We start from the raw sequence: 16,649 nt of genomic DNA on the forward strand, positions 1-16,649 counted from the left end.
CCAGCCCTCAGAAATGAGGGCTAAACCTCTTTTTATTATGCATGTAAAGAAAATCGAAATTAGAAACTTCAAGGCTGTTGAAGAAGCAAATATAGACTTGAATGGTGCTCATATTATGATTATGGGCAAAAATGGTATAGGTAAGACTACCATTGGTAAATTGCTACAAGATTTACTCACAAAGAACCAACCTAGCAAACCTTTAAAAGAAGGTGAAAGACAAGGGTTTTGTAGAATTGAACTTTCTGATGGTTCAATTATCCATTATGCTTTTGATGAAGTAGGTCAAAAACTAAACATAGTTTCCAATGATACTACTGATTTGTCAGCTGCCCAATTATTCAAAAAACTATCAGGTAAAGGTTTAGAATTCGATATTGATAAGTTTTTGGCAATGTCTCCCAAACCACGTAGAGATATGCTGATGCAAATATCAGGAATCGATCTGACAGATATAGATAAAAGATATGAGACTGCTTATAAAGCTCGTTCCGAAGCTAATACAAGGCTTAAAACCCAACAATCTCGAATAAAACCCTATGATGAGGAGTTGGTGAATAAAGAGAAAATAGAGATAGCCAAGGCATCACAAAAATATGCAGAAGCCATTACCCATAATCAAACTTATTCTCACAAGAAATCCAAATTAGAGACTATTCAAGTAGAATCTGATGAAGTTTCCAAAAAGATTACAGAATTACAACAAAAGCTGGTAAATCTCAATATGGAAAGAATGGAGGTTTCAGAATGGCTCAATAACAATGTTGAAGTGAAAGAAAATGCTTTAGCAGAAATGCAAAAGGAAATCTCTGAATCAGAAACTATTAATCAAAAAATAGATGAAGCAAGAAGGTTGGCTGAGGAATATAAGCTATGTGAACGATATGAAAAAGAATCTGATCAAGCACATGCTTTAGTTCTATCTATTGAGTCTGAAAAGGAATCTAAACTCAAGATGGCAAATCTACCTTCAGGTGTAAAATTTACTGATGATGGATTAGAAATAGACGGTTTGCCATTTGAAAGTAATCAGATAGCAACTTCTCGAAAAATGATAGCAGCCTTAGAAATTGCTGAGAAAATGCTTGGTGACGTAAGATACTTACATTTTGATGCTTCTGTTCTGGATAAAGATAATGCAATGAAGATTATAGAATGGGCAAATGAGAAAGATTTACAGCTTTGTTTGGAGCGAGCTATGTGGGATGGTGGTGAACTTACTTATGAAATCATAGAAAAGTAATGGGATACTTTGAAGAAAAGGCTATAAACAATTCAAAGATAGGAGAGTGGAAAAAACTTTTAGATGGAAAAGTTGAAACGGAAGAGGAGTTGGCAAAGAAAGAACAAAATTTTCTATTTGGGAGCGTTTTCCATGCTCTCCTTTCTGGGGAGAGTAATGATGAGTTTGATAAACTAAAACCTCATAAAAGATTTGAAGCCATGAAAATGGCTAAAAAAATCCGACAAGAGTTAGGTCATATCATTTCAAAGAAAGTCTCTGTTGAGAAAGAGTATTATTGGACTCAAGAGTTTGATGAGATTGGTTCCGTAAAATGCAAAGCCAAAACAGACTTGGTTTATCAAGATGAAAATGGTCTGCACTGTTTAGACTATAAAACTACTGCTTCGGAATCTTATGAATCTTTTCTGAGTAGTGTAATGGCTTTTGATTACCATAGACAAGCTGCTTGGTACTTTCTTGCTGATGATTTTCAATCCTATACTATCGTAGGTGTAAGTAAATCAAAAAATCATGATATATACATCGTCCCTCCATTTAGTAGGGATGATGTTCTCATCGAAATAGGACTTCAAGAGTGTATAGACATCTTGAAGCAAATGAAAAATCAAAATAAACTCCAAAATTACATTCAATTCTGATTATGGCAACTATAAACTATACAACACTTCAATTGCCTCAGGTACTTTTTGATTATTCTCAAGTAATTCAAGAAACGCCTCACTTTGTAGTAGGAAGATACAGCAGAAAAAAGGGAATCATTTTTAGAATACCCAGAGAGGCAAAAGTAGGGGATACCTTCCATGCTTTTATTGAACATGAAATAAATCTATCCAATACCCTCAGAACAGGTACATTAACAATGAAAGTCCAAATCACTTTTGTTCCTTGTTTTATGGGAGTTTTTAGTGGATTTGAGACATTGAAAGGTAGCTATGATACTGCTTGGGATGATGAGGATATTGGCTCAGATTATTTTGTTCCTGATTATCAAAATGAGAAAAATGTAAAAAATATAGTACCATTACCAGCCAATCTTAAAACAAATCTTTATGAATACCTCAATGAGATACTCTTCAAACATATAGATGATGAGAAAATTATTGATAAATATATTGTGGATTTGGGATGCCAAAAAGAAGAAATAAAAGATCGTCTGATTCCTATTCCAGAAAGAACCTCATCCACAATAAAAGGTTGGAAAGCTTATGAGCAAACTATTGATTTTTTCAATATGCTGACAGATGGTACTGGGGGGAATTTATTACCTAAAGATTAGTAGAAACTATTTTCTAAAATTTAAGACTAATTTTCATTAAAATCTCTCTTAGAGAAAAATACTCTTGTTATCTTTTCCCAAAAACTCTCTTTTGTATTATTATTTTCCCATAATTTCTTAAGGTGAGGATAGCTTTTAGTAAGAATTTGAAGATCATTTATAATTCTTTTTTTATAGCTTTGAGGCAAAGAAGATTCATTGTTTAAACTTTTTAGCAAGTCATATTTTTCAACATACTTAAAAAAATATAGCCCATAATCATGGAGGCAATTATATGCCAATAATAGTAATTCATAATTAGAAAGATGAGATCGTAATATCTTCGCTAATTCCTTCTTATGATATAATTTAATGTTAGCATTATCAATATATCTTACTAAGTGATAAAGGTTTCTAAAGTAGTGACCTAAATCACTTTGATAAATATGGAAATAATAATCATAAATAGTTATTAAAACATCTTTCGGGTCTGTACTTTTTATATTCTTAATTAAATCTTCATCAATTTCATTAGTGTTGTTGGTTTCTATAGCAGAAAAAGTATCAGCAATTTTTCCTGCTATATCATCAAAAAAATCTTTTCCTTTGCTTGTAATATCTCCATTTTCTAAATGTGATGTATCACAGTTGATTCCATCTAGTATTTTCCTATTCTGATCTATCATCTTCAAAACATTAGTATAAATATTTTGGATGGTGTTATTTCTAAAGGTTTCTACCACTAATAATGTTGTGCTAAATGTAAAAATAGGAACGACAACTCCTGAAAGAAAATGTTGAAGATTTTTTATCTTTTCTATATCAGGTTGTTTTATATTACCTCCAAAATAATTGCTAAAGATTAAATACCAACAGGCTAAAATTAGCCCTAACAAAATACCAACATAAGCAAACTGTCTTAAAGTCATAACTAATATTTTAAACCTAATTCTTTAAAGAAAGCACTATGTCTTTTTTCAACATCTTTTAATAATTTATTATATGTTATTATTTCAACATAAGCATTAGTATCCTCAAAATAACAAAAAAGCCCTTCTTGCTCTGGAGTTTTTTTAAAATTATTATTTCTGCGTAGGGCTTTTTCTAATTTATCATCCAAATCACAAACAATATAGCAGTAAATTGGTGTGGTTTGTTTTATTTTAACAGGTCTTCCTTTATAATTTTGTAAAATATTATCACATATTTTGCTAATATAATCTTGTACTTGCTTCAATACATCATTATCTCGTCTGCCAGGTCTTTTAAATTCAAAAATTATAATTGATGAATATTCATTATCTTCGCTGTAAACGAATGGTTTATCAAAAATTATTAAATCCGGCTTATCATCATCTTGAATTACACCTTCTGACATTTTTTTAAATTCCATATCTGATGCCACATATGTATGAAAAACAAGTCTTTCATCTAACATCCACAAATTATGCTCATTATATGTAATATTATTGCTATCTTTTTTCATAGGAAAAATCAAGCTATGAATGTGTCTTTCAAGTTCGTAGCTACCTGATTCTTTTATTTCTAAGAGTTTTTCAAACATTTTAATTATGGTTTTTCTCCTAACTAAATAGTTTGCTAATTTAGCATATGAAAAATCCTGTTCACTTTGTAAAACTTCTATTAGTGCATCTGTGTATTTTTCTGGGTTTTTAGGGTCTATCTCTTGATGCAATAAAGTTTCAACTTTTATTTTTTGTTTTTTTTCATATTCATGATTGATTTGATGGAGAATCATATCCTTTTTATCACCATCCGCATCCACTGAAAGTTTATCTAAATGTTGGTCTAGTAGCTGTATCAAATGGCGATATTCTGGAGCTTTATTTTTTATAAATTCCTGATAATCATTCAATACATTTTCTTCTGTTTCTTTTAAATCATTTTCAAAATGTTTATATATTGATTTTTTTATTTCGTTATTTATTCTTTCCATTGAAATGGGTGATGCTAAATCTTCATCAATTTCTTTGATGGGTATAGGAAATTTAGTCCTTTCTGAATTTACATGAGTATCCAGATATTTAGATGTTATATATATGGAAAGATAATATTCTCCTTGTACTTCATCTGTTAGACTTCTAATAAAACTTGGCACAAAACTATTTACATTTTTAGTCAATGCTTCTCTATCATCAGCACAATAATGTACTTTGTGTGTATTACCTTTTTTATCATATTCTTTTATGTAGTATACGTCAAAATTATTATCTCCTATTTTAAAATTGTCCATCAAACCTTCAAAAGACATTTTAGTGTCAAAAAGACTTGTTAAATTTATTTGTTTTCCTTCATCTTCTATTATAATTAATGGGGCTTTCCTTGTGATAAAAAATATTAAACAATGTTCTAACAATTTGTCTGCAACTGTTTCTAAAGATGTTTTAGACCTATATTCTGGCAAATAGGCTCTGAGCTCAATCTTTGTTTCTATATTTTGAGGCAAGATACCATTCTCTGATAAAACTTTTACTTCATTATCTAATGTGAAAGATATTTCTCTATGTTTTAATGTGTTTTTTTCAGAATATGTGCTATCTATATACATTTCTTTAAAAGCTTTTAAAACAAGAAATCTACCTATACCTTTACAACCATGTTTTAGTTTGTAATCTGTATAAGCTGTATTAAAAGATTTAAAGTTATCCTTATTAAAACCAATGCCATTATCTGTAACATTGAAACCTTCAATATAACCTAATTCTGGATTTTCCTCAAAAATAGCACCTTGTTGAACAATATTTCTTTTTATTTCCACCATTATTCTACCATCAGGTCTTTTTGACTCTATTATAGAATGAATAGAATTAACTATTACCTCAAAAAGTGGTAATAAGTACTCACTTGGTCTTAGTTGTAAATCTGCTACTTTCTTTTTTAAATTGAACTCCATAAAAGACAAAATTTTTCACAATTTAAGTAATAAAAAAGACTCACACATCAGGGAATCCCTGATTTTTGCATGGTGTAATAAAATAATTTTTTGAGAAGATTTTAGAATAGAAATAGTAGTTTTGGGAATAAAATAAAGGTTTGTATGTTTAAATTATAATGTAATATTTTGAGTAAAATTTTTCAAAAGCGTCAAAATTAAATGTTGCAACATTTATTGATTTTGTAAAAAATAGGAGATATAAATAAAAACTCTACCAATTTGGTAGAGTCTTTACAACTATAACTATGAAAACTTTAATCTTTAATTTCTTGGGTCTTCACCATCATCTATCATTCTTCGTAATTTATCATCATGATATTCCCATTCTTCGCCTTGCCCATGACCAAAAGAATCATGAATTTGCTCAAAACGCATATCCCAATCATAACTAAAAACTGTATGCCCATTTACAATACAAATATTGTTGGGTTTTAGAGTGAAAGACATACTTTCTTTAAGTCTTTTATCCAAAAGAGCTATTTCTTGGGTGGTGATGGGCAAAGTCTTTGCAAATTGATATTTTATTTCTAATAACCTTCCTTGTGTACTTATTTGAAATTCAAAATCAATCGTTTTATTAGAGCCAAATTGTAGAATTCTTCTGCTGGGGAAAACTTCTCTTAAAATATTATAAAATCTCAAAAAGTCTTCTTTTCTATAAAAAAATCTATAAAAATCATTTTTTATAAGTTGATTATAACATTCATTATCCGCATTTCCTGTGGGAACGATTTCACCTGATTTGATAGGGCTTTGACTATTAGTAATGACCAAAGTATTTGATAAATTTTTTACTAAGAAAGTTTGCCCATTGACCGTAAAATTAGAAGTGGGAATTTGAGCATTTGCCTGAAATGCAATCAACGCCAATAATATCAATATTTTTTTCATATAGTTTAGTAGTTAAAAAGTTCAAACATAATTGCCCATTGCCAGCTACTGGCATCATAAGTGCCTGTAAAATTATAAGAGGGTGGTGCTAATTCTTTGTATTTGGCAAGTAAACTCATAAAGGTTGTCCAATCCATTTGATTTCTGTTTTTAGGTAAAATTGTACCTGCTTCAAATCTATTGAAATCTTTAAAATCATCTTTAAAAGCTTGTACAGCATCCCATCTTTCAGGATTAGTAGTTTTATAAATATTTTGTTCATCAAAAAGTCCATACATATAAATACCTGAACCATTTTTGGAAAGCATTGCAACAGTAGCTTTGGCTTCAAACTCAATACATACACGCTGATGCGAAGGTACTTCAAAAGGTGCTCCCAATTTATCCAATTGTAAGATATGTATCAATTCTTCTGCAAAAATATCTTCTCGTTTGAGTGTACTTGCATATTTGAAGATAATATAGTTAGTCCTTCTTATATTATCTTCTTTAATAGTAGCTTTAGCATCACCATTACTCACTGCTCTAAGATTTAATTGCCAAGTAATTTTTATATTTTTAGAGATAAACAAATTATACATATTTTTATAAGCAGGATGCGATTTGATAATTTTATCCAAACTGCGTGCCAATTGTAGCCTATCTTGTCCTTCTATTTTATACATTTCGATATAGCCCGCAGGGTTATTGGGTGCATTTACCAATAATCCATAACGTTCTGTAATTTTATCTAATTGGTCTAAAACTCTTTGGTCTTCTGGTGTGAGAGGATTTTCAGGTACTAATACATTGCTCCCTGGGTCAATGGGATAGCCACCACCATAATCTCCTCCACCAACTGGATAACTCAACCAAGGTAGCCAAGGTGTAGGTGAGGGTATTGGAGGTAAATTAATAGGGCTATTGATAGGGATGAGTGTAGGTAACATGCCAGGAAAATTCCCCAAATTCAATGGAGGTATATTTGGAATGGTTACCACAGGTGGAGTAGTATTAACAGGATTTAATCCACCACCACCACCGGTACCACAATCATCAAATTCAACCCATTGTGTACAACCATCAGTATAGAAAACCATACACACATCAGCGAATGTTACATAGATTGTAAAGAGTTTTGTGGGGTGTTCATCTCCTTGACATTCGTTCCCTTTTTGGTTTGGATTGATACTGGTTAAAAGGTACAAAGGATTATCCACAGCAAGCTCATAATACACAAATTTCCCTTTGTTACCTTGTAACATCTGCATGTGAGCATAATAAAACATATCATCTTGATAGCGTTCTAAAGTGCTTTTTTCCATTATCATTTCAGCAATGACACCAGTCATAGTTTGTTTGGTATGGTTTACAATAATCTTCAAGCGTCTTGCAAAACCGAAATTTGGGTTGTAACCTACATCAGCATAACGCCAAACAGGAATAAGTACGAGTGTTTCTTCTTCTGAAATTGGATAAAATTTGGCTTTGCCCCATTGAGGCATCCAAGGTAAATCTTGGAGATTGACACTTCTACCCAAAGAAGCATTTTTTTTGTAATTAGTTTGAACAACTTTGAACCACTCTTGGGCAGCTACAATTAAGTCATTTTGAAGTTGAGTTTGCTGGGTTGAGGTTTGAGGCTTCATTTCTTGCGGTTTCCTACAAGACGCAAAAAACACCAAAGCCAATAAAAAGGCTAAAATAGGTTTTGTCATTGATAAATAGTTTTAGTTAAATGGTTATTTTTTAAAAAACTTTTGAACGTACAATTTCTTCTATTTTGAGTATATCAGTAATATCTTGTATGTTTACTTTTTGTTTCCCATGTTCTGGATTATCAGCAATCAGCATTAAATAACCATCAGCAAAATTATTCTCTACAATCCTTTTTACTTCATATCTGCCTGCAAAAAATACTGCATAAATAGCATTTCCTACATACTTCCAATTTTCCTTTTCTACGATTCTTCCAAGTAGGGTACTACCACTATTGAGAGATGGTTCCATACTATCACCCATGGTTTGAATAAGAACAGTACCTTTATAATATTCATCTTCTTCAAACTTGATAATCTTCTTCTTTTTCTGAGTGATACGATCTAATCCAACACCAGAATCATTTCTAAAAGATGCTGAAGCATAAAAATCTATGAATGGTAATTCAATAAGTTTGATATCTAAGCTCTTTAGGTTTCTATCTTGAGATTCAAACATAGGTTCTTTACCTTCAACAAGCCATTCATATCGTACACCAAATGTTTTACATATTTTTTCAAGAATAATTCGCCCTGGTTTAGTCTTCTTTCTTTGGTCTGTGCCTTTTATAAGTTTGCCTTTAATTATATCATAAATAGTGGTGTTGTTTTTATAACCCAATGCTAAAGCCAAAGTATTGATGTTGAGGTTTTCAATATTCATCAACTTTTCTACTCTGTCATTGATGGTTTGTATTGTTTTATCCATAATTTTAATGATGTTTGAGTATTTTGAATAAAATTACAAGTAAATACTTGTTTTTTCTCTTTATGTTGATTATGTTTGCATAGGTTCTATTTGCAAATGTAGCAACATTTTACAAGTAATTACAAGTTTTTACAAGTTTTTTAATATATGTATGGAACAGAAAACAAAAGCACAGGAAGAATATGAAAATATTCTCGAAAAAATCAAAGGTAGAATGCCTCGTAATTACATTAAATATGTAAGACAAAAGCTAAAAGAGAGTGGTAAATACATTTCAGATTTTCAAATTCAGAATACTAAAAGTGGAAAAACATGTAATTTGAAAATAGCAAGACTTCTTCTTGAAGTCGCTGAAGAGTACGGTCCAAAAGAAAACTAAATTTTTTTATCAATTTTTACAAGTAAATACTTGTTATGCTGGAATTAAGCGATGAATACATAAAAAATAGGATTTGGAATTGCATCAAAACTGATAAAGACTTTGCAAACCAAGTTAGGGAAGTTCTTAGAGAGGATTTGCCAGATATGGTTAAGAATTTAGGGTTTAAAGAGCAATACATCAGTGGAGAGCAGGTTTGTCAATTATTAAATTGTACACCCTCTACACTTGCTCTATACCGTAAACAAGGGATGCCTTATATTAAAAGCAGCCCTAATAAGTATTTAGCATCCGAAGTCCAAAAATGGTATAGCGAAAATAAGAAAATCAGAAGAGTATGCAATCGATGAAAAGGAAGAGAATAGCCTACTGCCCAGACTATGCAATTCTATTTGATAGCGTTGAGGTGGCTGTCTTCCTGAGTCAGTTCGAATATTGGACTGGCAAACAAAAAGACATAGATGGTTGGATTTATAAAGGACAAGAAGAGATATATAAGGAAACAGGTTTAAAGGAAACAAAACAAAAAGTTGTAAGAAAACTACTAAAAGAGAATAACATACTATTTGAAAAGAGAAAAATAGTATTTGAGAAACGAGAACTGAGAAATCTATTACATTATAAGTTTGATTTTGAGCATTTGGAACATCTTTTAGAGCATCCAGAAAATGTAAAAACTAGATATGAAAATCAAATATCTAATACTCAAAAAAAAAACGATACAGAAAAGCAAACATGCAATTTGCATACTTCAGAAGAGCAGCCTAATACAGAATCATTTGAAATTTTTTGGAAAATCTATGATAAAAATATCGGAAAATCTGCCACCCAAATACAATGGGATAAGATGTCGGAGGAGAATCAAAACAAAGCCATTACCCATGCAAGAGAATTTGCAAAAAATACGGAAAAACAGTTTCGTCCAAACCCACTCAAATACCTCTCAGAACAGAAGTATCTTGATGAAATAATTATAACAAACCAAAAACAAAGGTCAGCATTAACAACCAAACAAGATGAATACACTAGTAGCCAATTCGTCGGAATTAAAAATGTTTCTCCAAGTAACTAAAGATTTTGTTGATGGATATGATATTGATAAAAATAATGAGAATGAAATTAAGTGCTTGAATGCTTATTTCATGCAGGATGAGAAATTTCATAACTACAATGACTTCTTTGATTTGGGTAAAGGTCTTATGTTATTGGGTCCTGTTGGTACGGGTAAAACGCTTCTAATGCGGATATGGCAAAGATTTATGCTATACAAAGACAAAAAAACTTTTTCTATACTTCATATTAATGCTCTTGCAAATAACTATATCGAACAAGGTGCATCTTCACTTGAGAAATACAACCAAAAAGATTTATTGGTTGATGATATAGGTCTTTTTGATAAAGAAGATGTGAAAAGATGGGGAAATCAAACAAATGTTTTTGAAGAAATTGTAATGTATAGATATGAGAAATTTATTGATAATGGAATCAAAACTCATTTTACAACCAATCTTACTGTAGAGCAAATCGAAAAAGAATACAACCCTCGTATTTGGAGCAGATTAAAAGAGATGTGCAATATGATCCCACTTGTTGGTTCAGATCGTAGAGATTATGCTAAACCTCGAAAAAAAGTAATAGATGTTCCAAAAACTATTAGTCAAGAAGAACAAGATAAAGAAAGTTTCAAGACTGTTATAGATCACTGGAAAAAATGCAGAGAAATAGGAGAGTATATTGATTTTGGATTCATGAATATACTGGCTAATGTTTATTATGATTTCCTAGATAGAAAGAAAATTCTGCAATACTCTGATAGTGATAAAACAGCAGCCATGATAAGTGCAAACTCAATGCTACTAAAACAAGCAGAAACTGAATTTAAAAATTTTGTAAAAAAAACTATAAAGCCTCCAAGCGAAAATGCCAAAATCAATAGAGCAAAATCTCTTTTATTCCAAGATTTTATAATGAACAATGATGTCGAAAAAATTTTAAACCCCTACATATATGAAATTAAGCCAAGCAATAGCTGACAAAAACCTTGAACTAAATAAAATTAAGGCTGAAGCCAAACAAATCAATGAAGTAAAAAAAGAAATACAAGACTCTCTGGATAAACTTGTCATAAGATATGATTTTGAAGGAGATATTGATTTGGATGAAGAATATAATAATGCTGATAAAATAGAGCAACCAGAATTATTTGACTAATGGCACTAAAACCCATACAACTTACTATTGAGTCCATAAAACCTGCAACTACCTCCGAAACAACCAGAGCAATTGTTTATTATCTAAACAAATCTGGTTGTGTTGCTTGGAGGCAGAATAATGCTGGTATTTGGGATGAAAAAAGGAAGCGATATATACAAAATCCTTTATCAAAAAGAGGAGTAAGTGATATTATGGGTTACCGAAAAAGTGATGGTAAGGCTATTTATGTAGAAGTAAAAACTGGGAAAGACACTCTTTCTCAAGATCAAAAAGATTTTCTTCTACAAGCTTATAAAAATAACTGTATTGTCATCGTAGCAAAAACATTTGAGGATTTTGAAAAAAAATGGTTGAAAATGAAAGACTCAGAAAAAAAATAAAATTACTCCTCACAAATTTTACAAACTAACATACTTTTTTCCCAAGAAAAATACATGAAGAAGGCATCTGATATAGCCTTAAAATTGCAGGAGGCAGGACTACCTGTTTTTGTTGCAACAAACATTCCCAAAAGACATATCCCATCAGGATCTTCAGCATTAGACAAATACTTGCTTGGAGGCTTTCCTCGTGGTAAAATTACTGAAATAGTAGGTTGGGAAACAACAGGTAGAACAACACTATGCTTACAAGCAGCTCAGGAAATACAAAAAAATGACGGTATAGTAGTCATAGTGGATAGTGAAGATTGTTTGCTTATGGCTCATAAATTTAACTTATCCAAAGAAAGAACTATATTCTGTGATTTCCATGCTGTTAAGGACTTATTACTCTCTAAAGTTGTGGATTTACTGATTATAGATAGCATAGCAGCCATTTCTTATGAAAAAGGATATGGGTCAAAGCATGCTTCGTTAAATATCAAAGCTATTGTCAAAGAAATAGAATCCATCAATAATACCATTAGATACACAAATACAGCATGTATTGTAACAAATCAGTTCAGAAATGCACCAAATGGTGGAGTATATTCCTATGGAGAAAACTACTTCTCTCGTTTCTTTTCAATAAAATTATATCTTACTAAAATAGCCAATAGAACTAAGTTCCTTGCTGATGGATTTCGATTAAGTATCTTCTTAAAGAAGAATAAAATTGCTATGGATTTTGAAGGAATGGAATTTGAAATGGATGTTGTACCAGGTGAGAGGTTTTTAATGGAAGTAACTGAAATAGTAGAGATGGCTCTTGAAAAGAGTATCATCAGATATAATGGAAAAAATTTTATTTTTGAGGGAATTGTCCTAGCTGATAAAAACAAAAATATCCCCATTTTTTTAATGGGGAATGAAGATGTTTTTGAGAAAATTAAAAATAAAGCATTGAATACTAATCCACCAATTATATAAATTCTTCATCTTCTCGGATGATTAACTCTGTTATTCGGTCACTAAAGGCTTTTATTTCATATGGTTGTATATGTTTTGCACCTTCAAAAGCAGGTAGTTGTAAGTCTTCTATTGCAAGATAGAAAATATCAAAAATATTCAAATATTCACATAGAACTTCAACAACATCTTCAGTTTCACAGATTTTCCTTAAATTATTTAGTTCATCTATTGGATAGCTATCTTCATTTTCACCAATGATAACTCCTCTAATTGTAACTGACCAATCTTTTAGTCCCATACTTTCTTTCACAGTACCTTGGTATTTAACCATATCTGTGAAGACTATATTTTTACGTAATCCTAAATCAATTAAAGGCTCATTGGCTAGTTCTATATCATTTAAAACAACTTTATTCATCACTTGCCCACTATAAGCACTTGGCTTATTTCCTATTACGCTATCAATAATATTTTGTAGTCTATCACCATCAAACGGATTTTTGAAATATCCATTTTCTTCAACAAGCAAAGGATATGGTATGGCTTTTAATCCAAAAACAGATTGGTAAATATCTTTAAGATTATATTTTACTTCATTTATAGCCATTAGTAAGATGTTTGAAGTTGAATAGAACCATTTATAGCCCTTGTCAAAGTTGTAACTATTTTTGTTTCCAAATCATCAATACCTTTATTTGAAGTATCAGCACCTGAAACTTCGATTCTCTCTGACGCTTGTACTTTGGAAATATTTACTGTTACATGGAGTTGTTTATTACCGCCAGCACTAATAGTGTCTATTCCCTTCTTTACAGAGTCATTAGGAGTCAATCTTGATGACGATAAAGATGAACCTAGTGACGATGCACTTGTTGGAATATTTAATGCTGGTACTTTTGTTGGAGAAAACATGTCTTTTACAAAAGATACACTTTTGCCAATTGTACTGTTCTCATCAGTTGCCATATTAAACAAAGACTTTGCACCATCAAATACAGTTGAAGCCTTATTGGTTAAAAATGACAAATCAACGTCACCTCCAGAACCAGTAGAATTTTGGCTTGCTGAAAGAACAGAGTTTGCTATTCCCGTAGCATTTTCTACCTTCTCACTTGTACCTATAATATCTTGGATAGCTCCATAAACTTCTTTGAGAGTATTAACAAACCCCATAATTTTATCCCAAACCCAATCAATTGCACTGGCTATTGCTTCAAATGCTACTTTTCCAGCCATTCCAATGGCATCAAAAACAATTCTAACAGTTTCAGAATTATCATAAGCCATTTTTAGCAAACCTATTAATGTGGCTAATGCAGCAATGATTAATCCAATAGGATTTGCTGTTAAAGCAAGATTCCACGCCCATTGTAATGCAATAACAGTTCCATAAATACCTGCTAAGACACTCAGCCAACTACTGTTATCTGCAACCCAACGAGCCATCATTGCAAGTCCCTCAACCAAAGGAGATAAAAGTGTAGATAAAAATGATATGGATGGGGCAACAACATTCTTGATAATACCTGCCAAGCCTTCCATAATTAGTTTAGTAGTATTTCCTGAGCCTCCTAAAGAGCCAAAGCCATTAGATATTGCATCAAATATGGGAGAAAGAGCATTCCCTAAAGAACTAAAAATACTGTCAATCAATGCAAAATTACTTGATATAGAGTTAACTATATCTGTAATACTTTGCACCAAATTTCTCATAAAACCACCAGAACTATCACCCATTCTGATTAACAACCCCTCCCAGCTACTACTTAAAATTGTAACATCTCCTTTGAGATTATCAATCATAGTTTTTGCCATTTTATCAGCTGCTCCTCCTGCACCCTCTAATACAGCAGTATATCCTTTTAAGGCATCAGCACCTTTTAAAATAATTTCTCCTGATCCTGAAAGAGCTTGATTGTAAGCCTCGACACCAACAAGAGTTTTCAATCTTTCCTGTTGTTCTTCATTTAAAGCAGATATTTGTAGCTTCTTTTGTGCATTTAGGAGTGTAAGAATTTCTCCTGATGCTTCTGATCCAAATAATGTAGCTACAGCTGACATTTTTTGCTCTTGTGTGAAGTTTGCCGTTTTTGCTGATAACTCTTCTATCACACTAGACATTCCTTTGAATGTGCCTGTGCTGTCAAATACTGAAAAACCTAATTCTTTCATTTTATCCAACATTTGGTCTGTTGGTTTTGAAAATCTTTGTAGAGACGTTCCTAAAGCTCTGGTGGCTATACTACCTTTCATGCCATAATCACCCAAAATACCAATGATTCCAGAAGTTTCTTCAATCGACATACCAAGAGCATTTGCTGTAGGAGCAATGTATTTCATTGCTTCAGCCATGTCTTCCATGCCAACTGTACTTAGATTCACGGTTTTTGCAAATACATCAGAAACTCGACTTGCTTGTTCTGCTGGTAATGTAAAAGCAGCCATATTATTAGCTACAATCTCAGATGATCTACCAAGCTCCATGCCTGATGCTGCAGCTAAACTCAATACACTATCTATTGCTTTTGTAGCATCAGAAGCTGTAAAACCTGCTTTTGCTAATTCTGTAAGTCCCATAGAAGCCTCTGTTGCAGAAAACTTAGTATCTCTCCCTAGTTGTAGAGCTTTATTTCTAAGGGTATCAAATTCTTGTGATGTAGGTTCTGCAACAGCTTTTAACTCACTCATTTGAGCATCAAAACTCATGGATGGAGCCATTAGCTTATTAAATCCATCTGATAATGTATCGAAAGTTCTATCTAAAATATTGATAGCCAATGCTCCCTCTAACATTTTATTAAATGTTGAAGACATGGTATTTCCAAAAGAAGAAAATGTTCTATTAGTTCTTGTAACACCTGTTCCTAATCCATCTAACATATTGATCATACGACCAACGGGTCCAGAAACCATGTCTTGTAACTTCAATAATAATTCAAAGGTTGCTGACATTTTTCAAAAAAGGATTTGATGTTGCTTCGGTTTCTCTTACCCATGCGAGTCTTGCACATTCAGCAAAAAACTCATCATCACTTAAATCTTCTACTTCTTGGCGAGTGTATTTAAAATAATACCTCAGCTGTGTTTCCATTTGGCTGAGGTAGTCTTTTTCAATGAGGTCTTTATAATATTCTATCTTTTTTTTACTACTTCAACAGAGTAATCATTTAGGAATTCATCCATCTTACCCTGAAGAGCCCAGTAAATTTTTGCATCATCAAGTAATTCTTTGCCATTAATAATGGTACTTTCTAATACAACATCTATAAAATCACTTGCAATCTTAGATTGTGACATCTTTGCGTTGGCAGACTTAAGAATCTTTTTATTGATTTCTTTGAAGCAAAAAACATGTTTTTCTTCAGAATTTTTCTTTGTCAGTTCTAAAATAGTCAAAGTACCGTATTCTTTTTCCAAGCACTCTAACTCTTCTTTTGTGAAGGCTGTTTGGTTCTTTAAATCTTCTTTAGAGAACTCTTTATTATCGTTCATAAAATTATTTTAAAATGATAAATTCACTAAGCATTGTACTCTATATCACCAATATCAATAGGAAGTTTAATTTCCATATTAGTGTCGCCAGTTTTCATTCCTTTTTCATACTCTGTAAAAGAGCAACTACGTAAAATATCAATCACTGTGTTATTCTCATATCGATATGAGACTGTTACGTCAAAAGGAGGGATGTCTGTTAGATTTTTACCTCTTGGTAGTGATGACTGTATAGCCTCAATTTCAGACTGTAATAGACCAATAGAACCACTATACTCAGCAGACGAACGCCCATAAGCAACAGGCTTTTTACCTCTACCATATATATTTTTTCTTTCTCGCTTTATTTTATAATTGATCTCTGTTACTCCAACAACTATTCTACCAAAGAGAACAATGTCAATATCTTCCCAAGCGTATTCTGTTCCGTTAATTGCCAT

General features: G+C 31.8%; 18 protein-coding genes and 1 pseudogene. 10 read left to right on the plus strand and 9 right to left on the minus strand.

The window, feature by feature from the left end; translation table 11 throughout:
* Nucleotides 1-13 precede the first annotated feature (13 nt).
* From AD998_01930 to AD998_01940, 3 genes are read left to right on the plus strand one after another with little or no spacing between them, the layout of a single operon-like run.
* Nucleotides 14-1,243: a hypothetical protein gene (locus tag AD998_01930; protein KOY85073.1), complete on the plus strand. Its 1,230-nt coding sequence runs from the start codon at nt 14-16 to the stop codon at nt 1,241-1,243.
* Nucleotides 1,243-1,884 carry a hypothetical protein gene (locus tag AD998_01935; GenBank protein ID KOY85074.1) on the plus strand — a complete coding sequence of 214 codons (642 nt, stop codon included), beginning with the start codon at nt 1,243-1,245 and terminating at the stop codon, nt 1,882-1,884. Before AD998_01930 ends, AD998_01935 begins: the two co-directional genes overlap by 1 nt.
* 2 nt (nt 1,885-1,886) lie before the next feature.
* A complete protein-coding gene (locus AD998_01940; protein KOY85075.1) occupies nt 1,887-2,522 on the plus strand; it encodes a hypothetical protein in 636 nt (211 codons plus the stop codon).
* Between the two features lie 26 nt (nt 2,523-2,548).
* Here AD998_01940 and AD998_01945 read toward each other — a convergent pair whose 3' ends face one another.
* The 5 genes from AD998_01945 to AD998_01965 all read right to left on the minus strand — a co-directional run bounded on the left by AD998_01945 (nt 2,549) and on the right by AD998_01965 (nt 8,793).
* Nucleotides 2,549-3,430 (minus strand): hypothetical protein, encoded by an 882-nt coding sequence (locus tag AD998_01945; protein ID KOY85076.1) that lies wholly within the window; start codon nt 3,428-3,430, stop codon nt 2,549-2,551.
* Nucleotides 3,431-3,432: 2 nt separating this feature from the next.
* Nucleotides 3,433-5,415 (minus strand): hypothetical protein, encoded by a 1,983-nt coding sequence (locus AD998_01950; protein ID KOY85077.1) that lies wholly within the window; start codon nt 5,413-5,415, stop codon nt 3,433-3,435.
* Nucleotides 5,416-5,718: 303 nt separating this feature from the next.
* A complete protein-coding gene (locus tag AD998_01955) occupies nt 5,719-6,348 on the minus strand; it encodes a hypothetical protein (GenBank protein KOY85078.1) in 630 nt (209 codons plus the stop codon).
* A 5-nt stretch (nt 6,349-6,353) separates the two neighbouring features.
* Nucleotides 6,354-8,045: a hypothetical protein gene (locus tag AD998_01960; GenBank protein ID KOY85079.1), complete on the minus strand. Its 1,692-nt coding sequence runs from the start codon at nt 8,043-8,045 to the stop codon at nt 6,354-6,356.
* A gap of 31 nt (nt 8,046-8,076) precedes the next feature.
* Nucleotides 8,077-8,793, minus strand: a complete 717-nt coding sequence (locus AD998_01965; GenBank protein ID KOY85080.1) for a hypothetical protein — start codon at nt 8,791-8,793, stop codon at nt 8,077-8,079.
* A 151-nt stretch (nt 8,794-8,944) separates the two neighbouring features.
* Here AD998_01965 and AD998_01970 point away from each other — a divergent pair, with 151 nt between their 5' ends.
* The 7 genes and pseudogenes from AD998_01970 (at nt 8,945) to AD998_02000 (ending at nt 12,735) form a co-directional block, all read left to right on the plus strand.
* The gene (locus tag AD998_01970) at nt 8,945-9,172 is read left to right on the plus strand and encodes a hypothetical protein (GenBank protein ID KOY85081.1); all 228 of its coding nucleotides are present in this window, start codon (nt 8,945-8,947) and stop codon (nt 9,170-9,172) included.
* 35 nt (nt 9,173-9,207) lie between these two features.
* A complete protein-coding gene (locus tag AD998_01975; GenBank protein KOY85082.1) occupies nt 9,208-9,522 on the plus strand; it encodes a hypothetical protein in 315 nt (104 codons plus the stop codon).
* Complete coding sequence (locus AD998_01980; GenBank protein ID KOY85083.1) at nt 9,510-10,244, plus strand: hypothetical protein; 735 nt, start codon at nt 9,510-9,512, stop codon at nt 10,242-10,244. Before AD998_01975 ends, AD998_01980 begins: the two co-directional genes overlap by 13 nt.
* The gene (locus tag AD998_01985) at nt 10,225-11,205 is read left to right on the plus strand and encodes a hypothetical protein (GenBank protein ID KOY85084.1); all 981 of its coding nucleotides are present in this window, start codon (nt 10,225-10,227) and stop codon (nt 11,203-11,205) included. The genes AD998_01980 and AD998_01985 overlap by 20 nt, the downstream gene beginning before the upstream one ends.
* Complete coding sequence (locus AD998_01990) at nt 11,180-11,383, plus strand: hypothetical protein (protein ID KOY85085.1); 204 nt, start codon at nt 11,180-11,182, stop codon at nt 11,381-11,383. The genes AD998_01985 and AD998_01990 overlap by 26 nt, the downstream gene beginning before the upstream one ends.
* Before the next feature lie 71 nt (nt 11,384-11,454).
* Nucleotides 11,455-11,655 (plus strand): annotated as a pseudogene (locus AD998_01995) (hypothetical protein).
* A 165-nt stretch (nt 11,656-11,820) separates the two neighbouring features.
* Complete coding sequence (locus tag AD998_02000; protein KOY85086.1) at nt 11,821-12,735, plus strand: hypothetical protein; 915 nt, start codon at nt 11,821-11,823, stop codon at nt 12,733-12,735.
* On the opposite strand, the gene AD998_02005 is transcribed toward AD998_02000, so the two are convergent.
* From AD998_02005 to AD998_02020, 4 genes are all read right to left on the minus strand, one after another.
* Complete coding sequence (locus tag AD998_02005) at nt 12,728-13,324, minus strand: hypothetical protein (protein KOY85087.1); 597 nt, start codon at nt 13,322-13,324, stop codon at nt 12,728-12,730. The two genes, AD998_02000 and AD998_02005, sit on opposite strands and share 8 nt — an antisense overlap.
* A complete protein-coding gene (locus tag AD998_02010; GenBank protein ID KOY85088.1) occupies nt 13,324-15,669 on the minus strand; it encodes a hypothetical protein in 2,346 nt (781 codons plus the stop codon). Before AD998_02010 ends, AD998_02005 begins: the two co-directional genes overlap by 1 nt.
* A gap of 180 nt (nt 15,670-15,849) precedes the next feature.
* Nucleotides 15,850-16,209, minus strand: coding sequence for a hypothetical protein (locus tag AD998_02015; GenBank protein ID KOY85089.1), 360 nt, complete (start codon nt 16,207-16,209; stop codon nt 15,850-15,852).
* Between the two features lie 26 nt (nt 16,210-16,235).
* Nucleotides 16,236-16,649, minus strand: a complete 414-nt coding sequence (locus AD998_02020; protein ID KOY85090.1) for a hypothetical protein — start codon at nt 16,647-16,649, stop codon at nt 16,236-16,238.

This window comes from bacterium 336/3 (assembly GCA_001281695.1).
In the GTDB taxonomy this organism is placed as follows: Bacteria; Bacteroidota; Bacteroidia; order Cytophagales; family Thermonemataceae; genus Raineya.

Bases quoted from the DNA above. Each gene is read 5' to 3' on its own strand.
- AD998_01930 (KOY85073.1), top strand. From the start codon at position 14: ATGAGGGCTAAACCTCTTTTTATTATGCATGTAAAGAAAATCGAAATT.
- AD998_01935 (KOY85074.1), top strand. From the start codon at position 1,243: ATGGGATACTTTGAAGAAAAGGCTATAAACAATTCAAAGATAGGAGAG.
- AD998_01940 (KOY85075.1), top strand. From the start codon at position 1,887: ATGGCAACTATAAACTATACAACACTTCAATTGCCTCAGGTACTTTTT.
- AD998_01945 (KOY85076.1), bottom strand. From the start codon at position 3,430: ATGACTTTAAGACAGTTTGCTTATGTTGGTATTTTGTTAGGGCTAATT.
- AD998_01950 (KOY85077.1), bottom strand. From the start codon at position 5,415: ATGGAGTTCAATTTAAAAAAGAAAGTAGCAGATTTACAACTAAGACCA.
- AD998_01955 (KOY85078.1), bottom strand. From the start codon at position 6,348: ATGAAAAAAATATTGATATTATTGGCGTTGATTGCATTTCAGGCAAAT.
- AD998_01960 (KOY85079.1), bottom strand. From the start codon at position 8,045: ATGACAAAACCTATTTTAGCCTTTTTATTGGCTTTGGTGTTTTTTGCG.
- AD998_01965 (KOY85080.1), bottom strand. From the start codon at position 8,793: ATGGATAAAACAATACAAACCATCAATGACAGAGTAGAAAAGTTGATG.
- AD998_01970 (KOY85081.1), top strand. From the start codon at position 8,945: ATGGAACAGAAAACAAAAGCACAGGAAGAATATGAAAATATTCTCGAA.
- AD998_01975 (KOY85082.1), top strand. From the start codon at position 9,208: ATGCTGGAATTAAGCGATGAATACATAAAAAATAGGATTTGGAATTGC.
- AD998_01980 (KOY85083.1), top strand. From the start codon at position 9,510: ATGCAATCGATGAAAAGGAAGAGAATAGCCTACTGCCCAGACTATGCA.
- AD998_01985 (KOY85084.1), top strand. From the start codon at position 10,225: ATGTTTCTCCAAGTAACTAAAGATTTTGTTGATGGATATGATATTGAT.
- AD998_01990 (KOY85085.1), top strand. From the start codon at position 11,180: ATGAAATTAAGCCAAGCAATAGCTGACAAAAACCTTGAACTAAATAAA.
- AD998_02000 (KOY85086.1), top strand. From the start codon at position 11,821: ATGAAGAAGGCATCTGATATAGCCTTAAAATTGCAGGAGGCAGGACTA.
- AD998_02005 (KOY85087.1), bottom strand. From the start codon at position 13,324: ATGGCTATAAATGAAGTAAAATATAATCTTAAAGATATTTACCAATCT.
- AD998_02010 (KOY85088.1), bottom strand. From the start codon at position 15,669: ATGTCAGCAACCTTTGAATTATTATTGAAGTTACAAGACATGGTTTCT.
- AD998_02015 (KOY85089.1), bottom strand. From the start codon at position 16,209: ATGAACGATAATAAAGAGTTCTCTAAAGAAGATTTAAAGAACCAAACA.
- AD998_02020 (KOY85090.1), bottom strand. From the start codon at position 16,649: ATGGCAATTAACGGAACAGAATACGCTTGGGAAGATATTGACATTGTT.